This is a genomic window from Haloferax sp. S1W (genome assembly GCF_044593955.1).
Classification (GTDB): Archaea; Halobacteriota; Halobacteria; order Halobacteriales; family Haloferacaceae; genus Haloferax.
Window position 1 is genome coordinate 887,426 of sequence record NZ_CP172595.1, and the last position, 16,576, is coordinate 904,001.

Here is a 16,576-nt window from a genome sequence, read left to right on the forward strand (position 1 = left end):
CCTTTCTCTCGGCAACGACGCCCGGTTCAGTTCGCGGCGTCAGGGTTCAGTTCGCGGCGTCAGGATTCAGTTCGCGGCGTCAGGCGTCTTCGAGGCGCGAGGCGAACTCGACGAGGCCGAACAGCGCCGCGAGGACAAGCGCCGAGATGACGATTCCGTAGAGTCCAAACGCGATGGGAGTCGTCGGCAGCGAGAGGACACCGAAGAGAAGCACCGAATCGGCGACTTGGCCGCCGTTTTCCCCGATAAAGACGCCGAGGATTCCCGAGATGAGAACGACGCTCACACCGACGATGAGAAAGACCCGCCGACCGCCCAATCTATCGCTCACAACCCGGGGTTGTGACCGAACGGTATAGTCCCTTGCGGGATGGCGTGGGCCGGGGGTGGCGGGCGACCCGGTGCGGAGCGGTGCTGGCGACGCACGAGAGACGAAACCGCCTAAACAACACCGCACGAATTCCGCGACACGATGCCCGAACCACTGGTCGAACGCGCCCGCGACGCCCTCGACAACGCCTACACCCCGTACTCAGAGTACACCGTCGGTGCCGCACTCCGGACTGCCGACGGTACCGTCTTCGTGGGCTGTAACATCGAGAACGCGAACTATTCGAACAGCCTCCACGCCGAGGAAGTCGCCATCGCCGAGGCGGTCAAGAACGGCCACACCGAGTTCGAGCGCATCGCCGTCACCTCGGGGGCACGAGACGGTGTCACGCCTTGCGGGATGTGCCGCCAGACGCTCGCAGAGTTCGCCGACGAAGACCTCGAAATCGTCTGTGACCTCGGTGGCGAGGAGTCGGTCGAGTACACACTCGGCGACCTGCTTCCCAACACCATCTCGCTCGACACGCTCGAAGCCGCGGCCGAAAAGCGCGACCGAGAGAAGTAGTGGTTTTCTGCGGCGAACGCGAGAGAACGCAAGAATTTCCACCGTCCCACCGGGAGTACCTACATGAACGACAGTGAGGACCCGAACGCGGAGGTCCAGTACCACCTCGAAGTCGGTCCCGAGGACCTCGCGGACGCCGTGTTGCTCCCCGGAAACCCCGAACGCGTCGACAAGGTAACCGCCCTCTGGGAGGACCACGAGGAGAAGGCCTACCACCGCGAATACCGGACCGCAACGGGCACCTACGACGGAACACCCATCTCGGTCACGTCCACGGGAATCGGAAGCCCTTCGGCAGCTATCGCCGTCGAAGAACTCGCTCGCGTCGGCGTCGATACCTTCATCCGCGTCGGGTCGTGCGGTGCGATTCAACCCGAAATGGACGTTGGCGACCTCGTCATCACCTCGGGTGCGGTCCGACAGGAAGGCACGTCGAAAGAGTACGTCAGAGAGGACTACCCGGCGGTGGCGGACACGGAAGTCGTCTCCGCGCTCGTTGCTGCGGCCGAGCGACTCGGCTACGACTACCACGTCGGACTGACCATGAGCGCCGACTCGTTCTACGCTGGTCAGGGTCGCCCCGGTTTCGAAGAATTCCGCGCCGCGGGGTCTGACTCACTCGTCGAAGAACTCCAGAACGCGAACGTGAAGAACATCGAGATGGAGGCGTCGGCGCTTCTCACCATCGCCAACGTGTACGGACTCCGTGCTGGCGCAGTCTGTTCTGTCTACGCGAACCGCGTCACCGGCGAGTTCCGGACCGAAGGCGAATCCCGCGCGGCCGAAGTCGCAAGTCTCGCTGTTCACCTCCTCGCAAAGATGGACGAGGTGAAACGCGAGGCTGGCGTCGACCACTGGCACGCCGGGTTGTCCCTCGACTGACTCGCTGGTCTATCGACCGCCTGATGCGCCAGTGTGTATCTCAACTGATACACAAAAACAATCGACAACCGTCGAAGTAAAATTTCGACGGCTTGGACGGCGTAGCCGTCAAATCGGCGCGAATTGGGAGCGCGTTTCAAAGCCCCTTTATCTGATGACTACACAGACGACGACATGAGTACACAGGTCGTCGTTCTCGGCTCCGGGTATGCCGGTGCCGGTGCCGTAAAGCGCCTCGAAGAAGAACTCGGTCACGACGCTGAACTGACGTGGGTCGCCGAACACGACTACCACCTCGTGCTTCACGAGGTCCACCGATGTATCCGTGACCCGAGCGTCGAATCGAGCATTGCGATTCCTATCGACGACGTGAAATCCCCCGAGACGACCTTCGTCAAGGGCCGCGCGGCGGACGTCGACGTGGACGAACGCGTCGTCGAACTCGAAGGCGGTGACACGGTCGACTACGACTACCTCCTCGTCGCCATCGGCTCTTCGACGGCGTTCTTCGGTATCGAGGGCCTCAAGAAGTACGCCCACCAGCTCAAGGGCCTCGACGACGCCCGTGAGATTCACCAGGACATCAAGCAGGCGGCTGCAGACGCATCCCGTGACGACCCCGCGAAAGTCGTTATCGGCGGTGCCGGTCTCTCCGGAATCCAGTCTGCCGCCGAAGTCGCCGAGTACCGCGACAAGAACCGCGCACCAATCGACATCCACCTCGTCGAGGGGATGGACGAAATCTTCCCCGGCAACGACCCGGAACTGCAGGGTGCGCTCCGTAAGCGCCTCGAAGCGCTCGACATCGACATTCTGACGGGCGACTTCATCTCGTCTGTCGATGAGGAGACGGTCTACATCGGCGGCGGCGAGGACGAAGACCCCGAGGAACTCGCCTACGACGTGCTGGTCTGGACCGGCGGTATCACCGGTCAGCCCGAAGCACAGGACGTTAGCCTCGAACAGGACGAGCGCTCCCACCGCTTCTACGCCGAAGACGACTTCCAGACGAGCAACGACCGCGTCTTCGCGGTCGGTGACTGTGCCCTCGTCGAACAGAGCGCGGACAACGTCGCCCCGCCGACGGCGCAGGCTGCCTGGGACGCTGCCGCCGTTGCTGGCGAGAACATCGCCCGTGCGATGGACGGTCGCCCCCTCAAGCGCTGGTCGTACACCGACAAAGGGACGGTCATCTCTATCGGCCACGACGCCGTCGCCCACGCCGTCAAGTTCCCCGTCGTCGGCGAGTTCCCCGTCAACGTCTTCGGTGGCCCGCTCGCTCGCATGCTGAAGAAGGGTATCGCCGCGAACTGGATTGCTGACGTGACGACGGTCAACCACGCGCTCTCCGCGTGGAGTGACCTCTAAGTAGCAGCCCCGAACGCTCCATTCGTTTTACGAGCTGGGTTATTTTCTCACAAACGTCAAATTTATCCTCGTCCCGTCGCCGTCCCGGCCTGAGCGGTCGCTCGGAGAGAGAAAGAAGAGACGACAGTTAGTGCTGCGCGTCGCCGACAGGAGCCTTCATGTCGTCGATACGCAGGATGAGGATGTTGCTCGTGTCGTCTTTCCCGTCGAGGGTGCCGTCGATGACGAGTTTCGAGAGCGGCGTCGGGCCGACGCGGACCTTGTCGCCTTCGTGGAAGTCGCGGACGGAGCCTTGGACGTGAATCTCGGCGCGGCAGAGTTCGGGGTGGTGAACGCTGGACAGGTCGATTCCGTCCACGTTGACGCCTTCGACCTGTTCGTCGTTGTGGAACAGCGGAACCGACGCAGGCTCGTCCATCTTGTCGACATCGAGTGCTTCGTAAGCGTTCGCAGTCGGCTTGTAGCCGCCTTTCGGCCCCGGTACACCCTCGACGAGTTGCAGCGCCTTCAGGCTCTGCATCTGGTTTCGAATCGTTCCGGGGTTGCGGTTTACCTCCTCGGCGATGTCTTCGCCTTTGACCGCATCTTCCGACTCGCGGTAGAGGTTGATGAGTGCCGTAAGGATTGTTTTCTGACTCGAAGTCAGTTCGATTGATGACATGGAGAGTGGTTGGCGACATACGTCCTTAAATGCGATGGATGAATGGTCGAATCTACCGTTTGTCTAATTTATAACCATTATACACTCATGAATGTTCATTTTGGATCGAAAACTGAAGTACACGATGACGATAGCACTATACGTCAGACAGGTGTGTTGTCGCACATGCACGGAAAGCGAGTTCTCGTCACTGGTGGTGCTGGCTTTATCGGATCGAACCTCGCGAACCACCTCGCGGAGGACAACGAAGTCGTTGCCGTCGACGACCTATATCTCGGAACACCGGAGAACCTCGACGAGAGCGTCGAGTTCCACGACGTGAGCGTCCTCGACGACGACCTGCCGACCGAAGGCGTCGATGTCGTGTTCCACCTCGCGGCACTCTCGTCGTACAAGATGCACGAAGAGAACCCGACGAAGGGTGCTCGTGTCAACGTCGAGGGCTTCGTGAACACGGTCGAGCAGGCCCGCGACGACGGCTGTGACACCGTGGTCTACGCTTCCACGTCCTCGATTTACGGGTCGCGGACCGAACCCTCTCCGGAAGACATGCCCGTCGAGGCTCGGACCGGGTACGAGGCGTCGAAACTCGCACGAGAACGCTACGCGGAGTATTTCCACAACCACTACGACATGCAGCTCGCCGGATTGCGCTTTTTCTCCGTCTATCAGGGCTTCGGTGGGGCCGAAGAACACAAAGGCGAGTTCGCCAACACCGTCGCACAGTTCGCCGACAAAATCGCCAGCGGCGAGCGCCCCGAACTCTTCGGCGACGGAACCCAGACCCGCGACTTCACGCACGTCGACGACATCGTTCGCGGTATCGAACTCGCCGCTGACCACCGTCTGCAGGGTATCTACAACCTCGGGACGGGCGAGAGCTACACCTTCAACGAGATGGTCGGCATGATAAACGAGTCGCTCGGAACCGATATCGAACCGAAGTACATCGAGAACCCACTCGAGGTGTACGTCCACGACACGATGGCCGACAGCACGAAGATTCGCGAGGAGACCGGTTGGGAACCCCAGATTTCGTTCGAAGAGGGCGTTCGCCGGGTGTGCGAATCGTACCTCGACGACTGAACGGGCCGCCGTTACGCCGACTCGCTTGTAACCGCTTTTTGGCTGTCTTCGAACGAGACGATGACCTCCACGTCTCGGTTCGTCTCGCTGGAGATTTGCTCACTCAATTGTGACGCTAACGCGGGGTACTGCGTGTTTGTCTGCCGTCGGACCGTGACCGCAACCTCTTGCGGACCTTCGCGTAGGCCTACTGTCTCGAAGGTGACCCGAATCGAGATGAGTTCGAGTTCGCTGTAGACTGGTTTGTCGAGTGTGCCCTGTACCGCACCGATGGCCTGATTCTCGAAGGCGATGTGTGAGGTGAGAAGCACACCCGGCCCGAGGACAGTCACACCAAGAAAGAGGAGACCGACCCAAACCGTCTGGCTGGTGACAGCGAGCCTGAGTCGCCGTCGGAGGGGGGTATCGGTGGTCCAAAACGACGGCCGGTAGCCGAGATACCAGAAGGTCGCCGCTCCCGCGAAGATAATTCCCGCAATGTTGACCGCGAGAAGCGTGAACGCACCGACGGCGACAGCAGGAATCAACCACGCGATGCCGATGCCGACGGCGGCAGCCGCGGGAACTGTCGCGGCGGCAACGGCGACACCGACGATAGAGACGGGGAGTTCAGTCGCCAGCCCGAACGCACCCGCAGACCCGGCACAGAGCGCGACGATGAGCGTCAGCAACCCCGGCGAGGTTCGATTTGCGACCTGCTGTACGGTCGAGACGTTCAACGCCGCCGGGACGAACTGTGCCGTCTTGAGTCCCCACCCCAATGCTGCGGCGGCGATAATCGCAACAGTAAGACCGATAAGCGTCGACCGGAGGCCATTCGAGAACATCGTCTGGTCGCCGATTGCGGCACCGACACTCCCGGTGAGTGCGGCACCAACCTGCGGAGCGATAACCATCGACCCGACGACGAGCGCAGGCGAGTCGAGCAACAACCCGGCGGTTGCTACCAGGGAACTCAGTATCGTCATCCCATAGTACGTCTGCGGTTGCGGGTGGAGTCCATGTGCCTTCGTCCGAATCTCCTCGTGAGAGACGCGCTCGCTTTCTTCGCCCTGTTCGACGTATCGTTCGACGAGGCGCTCGTAGTTCGGCGTCTTTGCCGTCTCGGCGTTGCTGATGATAACGTACTCCTCGTCGAACCCGGCGTCGCTGAGCGACTCCCGAATTCGGTCGATGGCCTCCGTCGGGAGCGGAAACTGAACGAGGTGCATGGTTTTTCCAGCTGTGTCGTCGAGTGGTGAGACCAGCGGGTCGATATCCTCGTCTCGCAATGCGGCGAGAACGTCGTCTATCCGGTCACTCCCGACCCGCAGTTGCAGAAGCCGCATACGGCCTGTTGGTCACCGTTCGCAAAAAAGTACGCTGGCCGCCGAAACGTCGAAAAATGGACATTTCGACGACTGGCCGAACTCAAAGTTCACAATTCCGATGCCACTAAATCACATGACCGATAGATTCAACCATGAACCCACAGACCCGGATTATCGGTGTCCCGACCGACTACGGAGCGAATCGACGTGGCGTCGATATGGGGCCGTCAGCCATCCGCTACGCCGGACTGTCGAGCCAGCTCGAAGCCGCTGGCGTCACGCCCGAAGACGCTGGCGACCTCTCGGTTCCGCACCACGCGATTCACGACGCCGACGCTGGTGGTGAAAACGCCAAGCACATCAACGAAGTCGAAGAGGTCTGTACGGCACTCGCCGACGCCGTCGCGAACGCAATCGCGGACGGTGTAACCCCGCTCGCCCTCGGCGGCGACCACTCTATCGCCATCGGGTCGATGGTCGGAAGCGCCCGTGACGCCGACATCGGTGTCGTCTGGTTCGACGCACACGGCGACTTCAACACGCCCGAAACCTCGCCATCCGGGAACGTACACGGCATGCCGCTGGCCGCCGCACTTGGCATCGGCGACTTCGAGGGTGTCGAGTGGGCCAACGCCCCGCGCCTGAAAGAGGAAAACGTCGCAATCGTCGGCCTCCGCGACGTTGACGAAAACGAAACCACCGCAATTCACAACAGCGACGTGACCGCCTACACGATGTCCGATATCGACGAGCGTGGCATCACCGAGATAACGAAGGAAGCCCTCGACGTTGCCACGGACGGTACCGACGGCATTCACGTCAGTTTCGACCTCGATTGGCTCGACCCCCGCGAGGCACCCGGCGTTGGGACGCCCGTCCGCGGTGGAGCGACGTACCGCGAAGCCCACGCGGCGATGGAACTCGTCGCCGAGTCGGGGGCGATGCGCTCTCTCGAACTCGTCGAGGTCAACCCCATCCTCGACGAGCACAACGAGACGGCCACGCTTGCGACCGAACTCGCCGCCAGCGCCTTCGGCAAGCGCATCCTCTGATGCCAGCGCCCAGAGAAGCGCCAGCACCCCACGACCTTGCTGCGGGCGTCGTCGTCATTCGGGACGGCTCCATCCTCGCGGTCTACGAGAAGGGTCGCTGGGGATTGCCGAAAGGCGGGTCCGAACCCGGGGAGTTCTTCTTCGAAACGGCCGCGCGCGAGGCTGAAGAAGAGACCAGCGTCCCGGTCGAGGTACAGTCGCTCGCGTTCACGAGCGAGATTCGCGGCCCAGACCGTCGTATCTATCTCCAGCGGTTCTACCACGCGACGCCGCAGGCGGCGGTCGAACCCTCCCCGAGCGACCCCGACGACGAAATCGAGAAGGCAGCATACATCCCGCTTTCCGAACTCGGGACGACGCTCACCTACCGCCCGCGGGTTGAACCCCTCCGCGACTGGCTCAAAGACCGCAAACCGCGGCACTACACCTACGACCTGACGAGCGAACCGTCACACGTCGAGGAGTAGGTGGTCGAAGCCTCGTCGGCGAAGACACAGCCACTTTCTCGGGTCGGAAGACACTAGCTATTTATAATTCAGTTGTCACTTGTTGATAGATGAGTCACAGAACGGTTTCATCAGTCGTCGGCTTTCTCGTGGCGATACTCGTGAGTGGTGGGCTCTATTGGCTCGTCGGTAACGTCGGTCTGGCGGTAGTGACTGGCATTTTGTGGGGAACTGGGGCCACTATCACACTGTCTATGAGACAGCAGTATCCATCCCACAGCACTGGGGATGCGTGGAAAGACAAACGATGGACAGGACTGAGCGCTGGCCTCGTCACGCTCGCTGCGACACTCGGCGTGAGTCCGACGCTCCCTGTCTCGGCAGAACTACGGCTCGGTCTCGGATTTCTCGTCGTCGGCGTTGGATTCGTCGGCTATACGGCTGCGACCATGGCAGAACTGGAGCGAAAAGTGGCGTGATGTCGGTCGTTTCGAAACCACGACCGTCGAGAGTGTCAGCCCGAAGAGGTTGACACTAGAAGTGTCTTGTGTGGGTTGTTTTCCAGCTATACACGACAAAAAACCCGGCGTCTCCGGGTCTCGGCTTAGTCGTCTTCTGCGACCGCTTCGACTTCTGCCTCAGCGGCTTCTTCGTCTTCTGCCTCAGCGGCTTCTTCGTCTTCGAGTTCTTCGTCTTCGGTCGTCATCTTCGGCGGAATCACGTCGACGGAGGCAACGGCGTCGCCCGCGTCGAGGTCCATGACGATGACGCCCATCGTGTTGCGGCCGACCGTCGAGATATCTTCGACGGGCGTCCGAACGATTTGGCCCTCGTCGGACATGACGACGAGGTGGTCTCCCTCGCCGACCGTGTTGATAGCACAGACGGGACCGTTGCGCTCGTTGGCCTTGATGTCGATGAGACCCTTCCCGTTGCGGGACTGGGCGCGGTAGGCATCGAGGTCGGTGCGCTTTCCGTACCCGTTTTCGGTGACGGTCAGAATCCAACTGTGGTGGTCCTGGTCGATGGCTGCGACACCGGCGACCTTGTCGTCGCCTTCGAGTTTGATGCCGCGGACACCGCGGGCGGAGCGACCCATCGCGCGGACTTCGTCTTCGTGGAAGCGGATGGACATCCCCTGCTCGCTGCCGATGACGAGGTCGCGGGTGCCGTCGGTTACCTCCACGTCCACGAGTTCGTCGTCTTCGTCGAGTTTCGTGGCGATGATACCCGTCGAAAGGATGTTCTGGAAGTTGTCGACGTGGGTGCGCTTGATGTAGCCGTTTTGCGTCACCATCGTCAGGTAGCCCTCGATTTCTTCGAGGTCGTCGCAGTTGACGACGGCCGTAATCTCCTCACCGTCGTCGAAGTCGAGCAGGTTGACCGCGGACTTACCGCGGGCCGTGCGGGACATCTCCGGCACCTGGTAGGCCTTGAGTTGGTAGACCTGTCCGTGGTTCGTGAAGCACAACAGGTCGTCGTGGGTGTTGGCGACGAACACCGACGAGACGCTGTCGCCTTCCTTCAGGTCCGTGCCGATGATGCCCTTGCCACCCCGTCGCTGGGCGCGGAAGCGCGAGACGGGCATGCGCTTGATGTAGTCGTCTTCGCTGACGACGACGACCACGTCTTCTTCGGCGATGAGGTCGGCGCGGGTGACTTCGCCGGTGTTGGCGACGAACGAAGTACGCCGGTCGTCGGCGTACTCGTCTTTGATGTCGAGGAGTTCTTCCTCGATGACGGCGTCGAGTTCGTCCTGGTCGGCGAGGATGGCCTCCAGACGCTCGATGGTGTTTTCGACCTCCTCGTACTCGTCTTCGATTTCGGCCGCTTCCATCGAGGTGAGCGAACCGAGTTGCATCGCAACGATGTGGTTCGCCTGGTCCTCCGAGAAGTCGAACGACGGGAGCGGTTCGCCGTCGACTTCGCCGGACCACGTCCGACGGGCCGACGAGCGTCGCTCGTCGACTTCGACGACGACTTCGCCGCGGAGGGCGGCTTTCGCGTCGTCTCGACTCTCGGAGTTGCGGATGGTCTCGACCACGGCGTCGATGTTTTCGAGGGCTTTCAGGCGGCCTTCGAGGATGTGGGCGCGGTCTTCCGCCTCGCCGAGTTCGTACTCGGAGCGGCGGCGAACCACGTCACGGCGGTGGTCGAGGTAGTGCTGAAGCGTCTCTTTCAGCGTGAGGACCTGCGGTTGGCCGTCGACGAGCGCGAGGTTGATGACGCCGAACGTCGATTCGAGGTGGTTGTCGAGCAGTTGGTTCTTGACGACTTCGGCCATCGCGCCGCGCTTGAGTTCGATGACGACGCGGATACCGTCGCGGTCGGACTCGTCGCGAATGTCGCGGATGCCTTCGATTTTGCCGGCGTTTACGTCGTCGGCGATGCGCTCGATGAGGCGGGCCTTGTTCTCCTGATACGGGAGTTCGTTGATGATGATGCGGCCTTCCTCTTCTTCGACCTCGTAGTCGGCGCGGACGCGGATTCGCCCGCGACCCGTCTTGTACGCCTTGTGGACCGCGTTGCGGCCGACGATGTTTGCGCCGGTCGGGAAGTCGGGACCTTTGACGTGGTCCATCAGGTCCGAGACGGTGGCGTCGGGGTTCTCGATGAGTTCGACGGTGGCGTCGATGACCTCACCGAGGTTGTGCGGCGGGATGTTCGTGGACATCCCGACGGCGATACCCGACGACCCGTTGACGAGCAGGTTGGGGAACGACGACGGGAGCACCGTCGGTTCCTGCTTGCGGTCGTCGTAGTTCGACTGGAAGTCGACGGTGTCCTTGTCGATGTCCTTGAGGAGTTCCTCCGCGATGGGTGCCATGCGAGCTTCCGTGTAACGCATGGCGGCCGGCGGGTCGCCGTCGACGGAACCGAAGTTCCCCTGCCCATCCACAAGCGGATAGCGCATGGAGAAATCCTGCGCCATACGCGCGAGGGCGTCGTAGATGGCGGAGTCACCGTGTGGGTGGTAGTCACCCATCGTCTCGCCCACGATGGACGAGGACTTTCGGTGCGAGGAGTGGGCGGTCACGCCAGCCTCGTGCATCGCATAGAGGATGCGCCGGTGGACTGGCTTGAGCCCGTCGCGCACGTCGGGGAGTGCGCGACCTGCGATGACCGACATCGCGTAGTCGATGTACGACTGCTCCATCTCGTCTTCGATGCGGGCGTTTTTAATCTCCGCCGCGATGCCTGCGCCTGGTTCGAAGGAATCTGGTGCGTCAGAACTCATATCAGATATCTACCCATTCGGCGTCTGTCGCGTGGTCCTTGATGAACTGCTTTCGGGGACCGACGGCGTCGCCCATCAGGATGCTGAACATCCGGTCGGCCGCGGCCGCGTCCTCGATAGTGATGCGCTTGAGCACGCGGTTTTCCGGGTTCATCGTCGTCTCCCAAAGCTGGTCAGGGTTCATCTCACCGAGTCCCTTGAACCGCTGGACCTGCGTGGGGTTGCCGTTGCATTTCTCTTCGACGATACGGTCGCGGTCTGCTTCGGTCATCGCATCGTAGGTGTTGCCGCGGTAGCGAACGCGGTACAGCGGCGGTTGCGCGGCGTAGACGTAGCCCGCTTCGACGAGGGGACGCATGTGCCGGTAGAGAAGCGTCAGGAGCAACGTCCGGATGTGTGCCCCGTCGACGTCGGCGTCCGTCATCAGGATGATGCGCTGGTAACGCGCCTCGTCGATGTCGAACTCGTCGCCGATACCGGCACCGATGGCAGTGATGAGTGCCCGAACTTCGTTGTTTTCGAGGATACGGTCGAGACGGTGTTTCTCGACGTTGAGTATCTTCCCCTTGATGGGGAGAATCGCCTGGAACTTCCGGTCTCGGCCCTGTTTTGCAGAGCCACCTGCGGAGTCACCCTCCACGACGAACAGTTCAGACTTGGATGGGTCGCGGCTCTGACAGTCGGCGAGTTTACCGGGCAGAGCAGTCGATTCGAGTGCGGACTTGCGGCGCGTCAGTTCCTCGGCCTTCTTCGCGGCCTTGCGGGCGCGGGCGGCCTCGACTGCCTTCGAGATGATGGCCGTCGCCACGTCCGGGTTCTCCTCGAAGTACGTACCGAGTTTCTCGTGCGTGGTACTCTCGACAATACCCCGAACTTCGGAGTTGCCGAGTTTCGTCTTCGTCTGGCCCTCGAACTGCGGGTCAGGGTGTTTGACGGAGATAACGGCGGTGAGGCCTTCGCGAACGTCCTCCCCACGGAGGTTGTCGCCGTCGAGGTCGTCGAGCATCCCCTCGGAGTTCGCGTAGTCGTTGACGACCCGTGTGAGGGCCGTCTTGAACCCTGTCAGATGCGTCCCGCCTTCGCGCGTGTTGATGTTGTTGGCGAAGGCGTGAATCGACCCCTGTAACTCGTCGGTCGCCTGCATGGCGATTTCGACCGCGATGCCTTCGGACTCGTCTTCGTAGTAGATGATGTCGTCGTGCAGCGCCGTCTTCGTCTCGTCGAGGTATTCGACGAACTCGCGGATACCGCCTTCGAACATGAAGGTGCTCGACTCCTCGCTCCGTTCGTCGGTGAGTGAAATTTCGACGCCAGAGTTGAGGAAGGCGAGTTCGCGAAGACGTGTTTCGAGCGTCTTGAACGTGAAATCCGTCGTCTCGAAGATTTCGCTATCCGGCCAGAAGGTGATGGTCGTTCCCGTCTCTTCGTCGGGCTCCATCTCGCGGACCTTCTCGAACGCACCCTGAACGGGTTCGCCCTTCTCGAAGCGGTGGTGCCAGACGGCTCCGTCGCGCATGATTTCGACTTCGAGTTCCACCGAGAGCGCGTTGACGACGGAGACGCCGACGCCGTGGAGACCGCCGGAGACCTGATAGGATTTGTTGTCGAACTTCCCACCGGCGTGGAGGACGGTCATGATGACCTCGACGGCGGGTCGATTGTACTGTTCGTGCGTGTCTACCGGGATGCCGCGGCCGTTGTCGGCGACGCTGACTGACCCGTCGTCGTGAAGGGTCACTTCGATGGCGTCGCAGTACCCTGCTAGCGCTTCGTCGATGGAGTTATCAACGACTTCGTAAACAAGGTGATGAAGACCACGGGAATCGGTAGAACCGATGTACATTGCCGGGCGTTTTCGAACGGCTTCGAGCCCTTCGAGAACCTGAATTTGACCGGCCCCGTACTCGTTTTCCTGTGACATCTGAACAGGTCTAAGACACCTCGTCCCTTAAAGCCTCGCACGCGCGGGCGCGTACTACCTACTGACACCTCGCTTCGCACTTTCAATTGAAGTTTGCGACCGAGTGGCACGCGAGAAGTATTCACAGAGTAGCGGACAGAGGGACATCGAACCGGTGTTCACTTTCACTCTGCTGCCGGTGGGTACTTAACGTGGGACTGGGTAGATGCGCATCAGGAAATGACCTCGTTCCAGTCGACACTCGGCGAAGAATCGGGGATTGCAGAGGAGCTGGCGAAAGGCCAGCGAGAAATCTCCATCGCCGAGTTCTTCGAGAAGAACAAGCACATGCTGGGCTTCGACAGCGGAGCCCGAGGGTTGGTGACCGCCGTCAAAGAGGCCGTGGACAACGCCCTCGACGCCACCGAAGAGGCGGGCATCCAGCCCGACATCTACGTCGAAATCAGCGAAGTAGACGACTACTATCGTCTCGTCATCGAAGACAACGGGCCGGGCATCACGAAGGAACAGGTGCCCAAAGTGTTCGGGAAACTCCTCTACGGTTCTCGTTTCCACGCACGCGAGCAGTCCCGCGGGCAGCAGGGTATCGGTATCTCCGCGGCGGTTCTTTACTCCCAACTGACAAGCGGGAAGCCCGCGAAGATTACCAGTCGCACGCAGGGGTCTGCTGACGCCGAGTACTTCGAACTCGTCATCGACACGGACAAGAACGAACCGGAAATCCGTGACGAGAAGACCACCTCGTGGGACCGCCCACACGGCACCCGAATCGAACTGGAAATGGAGGCCAACATGCGCGCACGCCAGCAACTCCACGACTACATCCAGCACACTGCTGTCGTGAACCCGCACGCGCGTCTCGAACTCCGTGAACCCGGTCTCGACGAACCGATGAAGTTCGAGCGGGCGACCGACCAACTCCCCCAGCAGACAGAAGAGATTCGCCCGCACCCTCACGGCGTCGAACTCGGGACGCTCCTGAAGATGCTCAGTGCGACCGAGTCGTACTCTGTCTCCGGATTCCTCCAAGAGGAGTTCACTCGCGTCGGCGCGAAGACGACCAAGAAGATTATCGACTCCTTCCGCGACCGACACTTCGGCCGCGAGATGACGTGGAAGACGCCCACATCCCACGAGACGGCCGACCTCGTCGCCGTCGTCGAAGACGCCGTCGCCAACAAAGGACAGGAGGCGACGACCGCATTCGCCGAGGAACTGGTCGATATCGTCACTGGAAAAGACCGCATCGCACACGGCGAACTGCTCACCATCGTCGGCAACGTCGCACAGTCGGTCGGTGAAGACACGGGAAAAACCTTCGGCGACACGGTACAGGAAAACATCGTCGAGGCCGTCTGGCCCGTTCTCACCGAGGACCGAGAAAGCGACGTGTACGCCATTGTCGACGACGTGACGACGACCCAGAAGGACGACGCCGGAAAGGTGTCGATGGCGCGCTCTATCGCCACGCAGTTCGCCGAGACGACCGGCCCCACCGACCGCGCCACCTACGACGACGTGGAGGATTTCGTCTCGTGGGCGGCCGAGCGAACCAAGGAACGAGAGGACGAGACCTACGGCGAGACGGCCCGCGAGAAGGTTGCTGACGCCATCTGGTCGCGGATGCGGACGGTGGACGACGACGTACCAAAGGTACGCGACATCGCCGACGACCGGGATATCGCCCGTGACCTTCTCGAAGCGATGCGCGAGACGGACATCCTCGCGCCACCGACAGACTGTCTGTCGCCCATCACGTCCGAACTCGTCGAAGCAGGGCTGAGAAAGGAGTTCGACGCCGACTTCTACGCGGCCGCGACCCGCGACGCCGAAGTCCACGGTGGCGACCCGTTCATCGTCGAGGCCGGTATCGCCTACGGCGGCGATATCAAATCCGAAGGCAGCATCGACCTGCTGCGCTTTGCGAACCGCGTCCCGCTCGTCTACCAGCGCGGCGCGTGTACCATCACGCACGTCGTGAAGGACATCGGCTGGCGGAACTACGGACTCGACCAACCCGGCGGCAGCGGGATGCCGAAGGGTCCGGCCGTCCTCATGGTCCACGTCGCATCCACGAACGTTCCCTTCACGAGCGAGTCGAAAGACGCGCTCGCGGACGTCCCCGCGATTCAAGACGAGGTCGAACTCGCCATCCGTGAGGCCGCCCGCGAACTCAAGTCGTATCTCTCGAAGCGTCGGTCGCTCCAGAAGCGGCGCAAGAAGCAGGACGTTATCGGCCGCATCCTTCCGCAGATGGCGACCAAGCTTTCGGAGGTTACCAGTCGTGAGCAGCCAAATATCGAAGGTGCGCTCGCCCGCATCATGAACAACGTCAGCGTCGAGCGGACCATCGAAGACGGGACGGTGACGCTCACAGTCACGAACTACTCCAGCACGAACGAGTCGCCGGATATCACGGACATCCTCGACGCTGAACCCCTGGGGTTGAACGGCGAGGCGAACGTCGTCGACCTCGACGGCGAATGGTTCGTCAAGTGGAACCCGACGGTGGCCGCGGGTGAGTCCGAGACGCTCACCTACTCGGTCGAACAGGACGCGTCGTTCGACATCAACGTCGACGGCGTCGAGACGGAGAAACTCACGGTGAACGCATAATGGCATCCGAATCCAAGACCGCAGAGGAACTCGCCCGCGAACGACTCATCGACCTCGCGGCGGAGTTCTACGACCAGTTCGAAAACGGGGAGATTCCGACGATGACGCTCCCCACGCGGACGAAGAGCAACATCGAATACGACGAGGACTCCAACGTCTGGGTCTACGGCGACCGAACCTCGACCCGCTCGGCCAACAGCGTCCGCGGCGCGCGGAAACTCCTGAAGGCCGCCTACACTATCGAGTTCCTCGCTCGACAACTGGAGGAAGACCGCTCGTCGACCCTTCGTGAACTCTACTACCTCTCCGAATCGTGGGACGCCGAAGAGGCCCACTTCTCGGACCAAGATGAGTCCAATCAGCTCATCGAGGACCTCGAAATCGTCTCCGAGGTCACGCGCGAAGACTTCCACATGCGCCCGGAAGAGTCGGGTGCGACGCTCATGGGGCCGCTCGAAATCCGTGAGCAGACCCGCCGCGGCGAGCGCGAGATTCACTGCCAGAAGGACGTTGGCGAAGGCGGCTACCAGATTCCGAACAACCCGGACACCATCGAATTCCTCGACCACGACACCGACTTCGTGATGTGCGTCGAGACCGGTGGTATGCGCGACCGCCTCATCGAAAACGGGTTCGACGACGAGTACAACGCCCTCATCGTCCACCTGAAGGGGCAACCCGCTCGCGCGACGCGACGAATCACAAAGCGCCTGCGCAACGAACTCGACCTGCCGGTCGTGGTCTTCACAGACGGCGACCCGTGGTCCTACCGCATCTTCGGGTCCGTCGCCTACGGTTCTATCAAGTCCGCACACCTCTCGGAGTATCTCGCGACCCCGGACGCCCGGTTCGTCGGCATCCAACCGCAGGACATCGTCGACTACGACCTGCCGACCGACCCGCTTTCGGACTCGGACATCAACGCGCTCCAGTCGGAACTCGACGACCCGCGCTTTATGGGCGACTACTGGACCGAGCAAATCGAACTCCAACTCGACATCGGCAAGAAGGCAGAACAGCAGGCACTCGCGGCCCGCGGCCTCGATTTCGTGACCGACGAGTACCTGCCCACCCGTCTCGACGAGATGGGTGTCATCTAAT

Annotated in this window: 14 protein-coding genes; 9 read left to right on the forward strand and 5 right to left on the reverse strand. The window is 61.5% G+C overall.

What is annotated here, in order from left to right; genetic code table 11:
- Nucleotides 1–79: 79 nt before the first annotated feature.
- Nucleotides 80–331 carry a hypothetical protein gene (locus ACH9L7_RS04705; RefSeq protein WP_396612580.1) on the reverse strand — a complete coding sequence of 84 codons (252 nt, stop codon included), beginning with the start codon at nucleotides 329–331 and terminating at the stop codon, nucleotides 80–82.
- Nucleotides 332–472: 141 nt separating this feature from the next.
- Between ACH9L7_RS04705 and cdd the strand changes: the two genes are divergently transcribed.
- The 3 genes from cdd to ACH9L7_RS04720 all read left to right on the forward strand — a co-directional run bounded on the left by cdd (nucleotide 473) and on the right by ACH9L7_RS04720 (nucleotide 3,145).
- Entirely contained in the window at nucleotides 473–895 is a 423-nt protein-coding gene (gene cdd, locus ACH9L7_RS04710; protein ID WP_396612581.1) for a cytidine deaminase, read from the forward strand.
- Between the two features lie 63 nt (nucleotides 896–958).
- Nucleotides 959–1,777: a nucleoside phosphorylase gene (locus ACH9L7_RS04715; RefSeq protein WP_396612582.1), complete on the forward strand. Its 819-nt coding sequence runs from the start codon at nucleotides 959–961 to the stop codon at nucleotides 1,775–1,777.
- A gap of 174 nt (nucleotides 1,778–1,951) precedes the next feature.
- Nucleotides 1,952–3,145, forward strand: coding sequence for an NAD(P)/FAD-dependent oxidoreductase (locus ACH9L7_RS04720; protein WP_396612583.1), 1,194 nt, complete (start codon nucleotides 1,952–1,954; stop codon nucleotides 3,143–3,145).
- Between the two features lie 127 nt (nucleotides 3,146–3,272).
- Here ACH9L7_RS04720 and ACH9L7_RS04725 read toward each other — a convergent pair whose 3' ends face one another.
- Nucleotides 3,273–3,806 (reverse strand): Rrf2 family transcriptional regulator, encoded by a 534-nt coding sequence (locus ACH9L7_RS04725; protein WP_396612584.1) that lies wholly within the window; start codon nucleotides 3,804–3,806, stop codon nucleotides 3,273–3,275.
- 165 nt (nucleotides 3,807–3,971) lie between these two features.
- On the opposite strand from ACH9L7_RS04725, the gene ACH9L7_RS04730 reads away from it, so the two are divergent.
- Complete coding sequence (locus ACH9L7_RS04730; RefSeq protein ID WP_396612585.1) at nucleotides 3,972–4,892, forward strand: NAD-dependent epimerase/dehydratase family protein; 921 nt, start codon at nucleotides 3,972–3,974, stop codon at nucleotides 4,890–4,892.
- Nucleotides 4,893–4,903: 11 nt separating this feature from the next.
- On the opposite strand, the gene ACH9L7_RS04735 is transcribed toward ACH9L7_RS04730, so the two are convergent.
- Nucleotides 4,904–6,220, reverse strand: a complete 1,317-nt coding sequence (locus tag ACH9L7_RS04735) for a TIGR00341 family protein (RefSeq protein ID WP_396612586.1) — start codon at nucleotides 6,218–6,220, stop codon at nucleotides 4,904–4,906.
- A 200-nt stretch (nucleotides 6,221–6,420) separates the two neighbouring features.
- Between ACH9L7_RS04735 and rocF the strand changes: the two genes are divergently transcribed.
- The 3 genes from rocF (at nucleotide 6,421) to ACH9L7_RS04750 (ending at nucleotide 8,179) form a co-directional block, all read left to right on the forward strand.
- Nucleotides 6,421–7,254: an arginase gene (gene rocF, locus ACH9L7_RS04740; RefSeq protein WP_396613221.1), complete on the forward strand. Its 834-nt coding sequence runs from the start codon at nucleotides 6,421–6,423 to the stop codon at nucleotides 7,252–7,254.
- A complete protein-coding gene (locus ACH9L7_RS04745) occupies nucleotides 7,254–7,721 on the forward strand; it encodes an NUDIX domain-containing protein (RefSeq protein ID WP_396612587.1) in 468 nt (155 codons plus the stop codon). The genes rocF and ACH9L7_RS04745 overlap by 1 nt, the downstream gene beginning before the upstream one ends.
- 89 nt (nucleotides 7,722–7,810) lie before the next feature.
- Nucleotides 7,811–8,179 (forward strand): sterol desaturase, encoded by a 369-nt coding sequence (locus ACH9L7_RS04750; protein ID WP_396612588.1) that lies wholly within the window; start codon nucleotides 7,811–7,813, stop codon nucleotides 8,177–8,179.
- Nucleotides 8,180–8,304: 125 nt separating this feature from the next.
- Here ACH9L7_RS04750 and gyrA read toward each other — a convergent pair whose 3' ends face one another.
- Nucleotides 8,305–10,938 carry a DNA gyrase subunit A gene (gene gyrA, locus ACH9L7_RS04755; RefSeq protein WP_396612589.1) on the reverse strand — a complete coding sequence of 878 codons (2,634 nt, stop codon included), beginning with the start codon at nucleotides 10,936–10,938 and terminating at the stop codon, nucleotides 8,305–8,307.
- A 1-nt stretch (nucleotide 10,939) separates the two neighbouring features.
- A complete protein-coding gene (gene gyrB, locus ACH9L7_RS04760; RefSeq protein WP_396612590.1) occupies nucleotides 10,940–12,859 on the reverse strand; it encodes a DNA topoisomerase (ATP-hydrolyzing) subunit B in 1,920 nt (639 codons plus the stop codon).
- Nucleotides 12,860–13,078: 219 nt separating this feature from the next.
- Here gyrB and ACH9L7_RS04765 point away from each other — a divergent pair, with 219 nt between their 5' ends.
- Both ACH9L7_RS04765 and ACH9L7_RS04770 read left to right on the forward strand, forming a co-directional pair.
- The gene (locus ACH9L7_RS04765; protein WP_396612591.1) at nucleotides 13,079–15,475 is read left to right on the forward strand and encodes a DNA topoisomerase VI subunit B; all 2,397 of its coding nucleotides are present in this window, start codon (nucleotides 13,079–13,081) and stop codon (nucleotides 15,473–15,475) included.
- Nucleotides 15,475–16,575 (forward strand): DNA topoisomerase IV subunit A, encoded by a 1,101-nt coding sequence (locus ACH9L7_RS04770; protein WP_396612592.1) that lies wholly within the window; start codon nucleotides 15,475–15,477, stop codon nucleotides 16,573–16,575. Before ACH9L7_RS04765 ends, ACH9L7_RS04770 begins: the two co-directional genes overlap by 1 nt.
- The last annotated feature ends 1 nt before the right edge of the window (nucleotide 16,576 follow it).

Coding starts and splice junctions, on each gene's coding strand:
- cdd (WP_396612581.1), top strand. CDS start 473: ATGCCCGAACCACTGGTCGAACGCGCCCGCGACGCCCTCGACAACGCC.
- ACH9L7_RS04715 (WP_396612582.1), top strand. CDS start 959: ATGAACGACAGTGAGGACCCGAACGCGGAGGTCCAGTACCACCTCGAA.
- ACH9L7_RS04720 (WP_396612583.1), top strand. CDS start 1,952: ATGAGTACACAGGTCGTCGTTCTCGGCTCCGGGTATGCCGGTGCCGGT.
- ACH9L7_RS04725 (WP_396612584.1), bottom strand. CDS start 3,806: ATGTCATCAATCGAACTGACTTCGAGTCAGAAAACAATCCTTACGGCA.
- ACH9L7_RS04730 (WP_396612585.1), top strand. CDS start 3,972: ATGCACGGAAAGCGAGTTCTCGTCACTGGTGGTGCTGGCTTTATCGGA.
- ACH9L7_RS04735 (WP_396612586.1), bottom strand. CDS start 6,220: ATGCGGCTTCTGCAACTGCGGGTCGGGAGTGACCGGATAGACGACGTT.
- rocF (WP_396613221.1), top strand. CDS start 6,421: ATGGGGCCGTCAGCCATCCGCTACGCCGGACTGTCGAGCCAGCTCGAA.
- ACH9L7_RS04745 (WP_396612587.1), top strand. CDS start 7,254: ATGCCAGCGCCCAGAGAAGCGCCAGCACCCCACGACCTTGCTGCGGGC.
- ACH9L7_RS04750 (WP_396612588.1), top strand. CDS start 7,811: ATGAGTCACAGAACGGTTTCATCAGTCGTCGGCTTTCTCGTGGCGATA.
- gyrA (WP_396612589.1), bottom strand. CDS start 10,938: ATGAGTTCTGACGCACCAGATTCCTTCGAACCAGGCGCAGGCATCGCG.
- gyrB (WP_396612590.1), bottom strand. CDS start 12,859: ATGTCACAGGAAAACGAGTACGGGGCCGGTCAAATTCAGGTTCTCGAA.
- ACH9L7_RS04765 (WP_396612591.1), top strand. CDS start 13,079: ATGACCTCGTTCCAGTCGACACTCGGCGAAGAATCGGGGATTGCAGAG.
- ACH9L7_RS04770 (WP_396612592.1), top strand. CDS start 15,475: ATGGCATCCGAATCCAAGACCGCAGAGGAACTCGCCCGCGAACGACTC.